Origin of the sequence: Massilia glaciei, from assembly GCF_003011895.2 — a bacterium.
GTDB lineage: Bacteria > Pseudomonadota > Gammaproteobacteria > Burkholderiales > Burkholderiaceae_D > Telluria_A > Telluria_A glaciei.
Window position 1 is genome coordinate 1 of sequence record NZ_PXWF02000166.1, and the last position, 1,152, is coordinate 1,152.

At 67.0% G+C, this 1,152-nt stretch carries 1 protein-coding gene; it reads right to left on the reverse strand.

The window, feature by feature from the left end; genetic code table 11:
* Positions 1-1,152: ATP-binding protein (locus C7C56_RS10755; RefSeq protein WP_146204413.1), on the reverse strand; the 1,152-nt coding region annotated here is incomplete at both ends.

Consider the following 1,152-nt stretch of genomic DNA (forward strand, 5'->3'; position numbering starts at 1 on the left):
CGCAAGGCCGGCCGGCGCGGCCTGGGCGGCGCGCGCGCCGCGGTTGACGATGCACTCGAACAGGTCGGCCGCGCGCGCCGGCTTGATCAGCTGGTAGGCCACGCCGGCCCCGCGCCGCTGCACCGGATCGGCCGCCAGCTTCTCGGAGCTGAGCAGCACGATGCGGGTCGCCTTGGTGGCCGGCTCGGCCTTGATGCTGGCCGCCAGCGACAGCCCGCTGGTGCGCTGCAGGTCCATATCGAGGATGGCCACGTCGTAGGGCTGGCCGGCGCGCGCGGCCGCCGTCATGAAGTCGATCGCGTCGAGCGCCGAGCCGACGCTGTCGCTGACCACCTTCCAGCTCGAGAGCTGGCGCTCGAGTTCCTCGCGGGTTGCCTTTTGTTCGTCGACGATCAACACGCGCAGGCCCTCGATCGAATCCAACTGGGCGCCGGGGGCGTCGGGGTCGACCCGCCGCTTGTCGAAACTGACCGTGAACCAAAAAATGGAGCCCTGCGCGTGGGCGTTGTCGACCCCGATTTTTCCGCCCATCAACTCGACCAGTTGTTTCGAGATCGCCAGGCCGAGGCCGGTGCCGCCGTATTTGCGCGTGGTCGAGCTGTCGGCCTGGGAAAAGGCCTCGAAGATGCGCGCGCGGGCGTCGCGCGAGACGCCGATGCCGGTGTCGTGCACCTCGAAGCGCAGGGTGACGGCCGGGCCGTCCTCGCTGGCGACCTCGACCGTGATGAGGATCTGTCCTTGCTCGGTGAATTTGACCGCGTTGCCGAGCAGGTTCACGAGGATCTGGCGCAGGCGGTTGGGGTCGCCGCAGATCGCGGCCGGGATGTCGTTGGCGATCTGGAACGCGAGGCCGAGGCCCTTGGCCTCGGCCTGGGGCATGAACACATGGTCGATCTCGTCGAGCAGGTCCCAGAGGTTGAAATTGATGTACTCGACGCTCAGTTTGCCGGCCTCGATCTTGGAGAAATCGAGGATGTCGTTGATGATCACGAGCAGGTTCTCGCCCGAGCTCTTGACGACGTTGGTGTACTGGCGCTGGGTCTCGGTCTGCGAGGTGTTCAGCAGCATTTCGGTCATGCCGAGCACGCCGTTCATGGGGGTGCGGATCTCGTGGCTCATGGTGGCGAGGAAGGCGCTCTTGGCGCGGCTGGC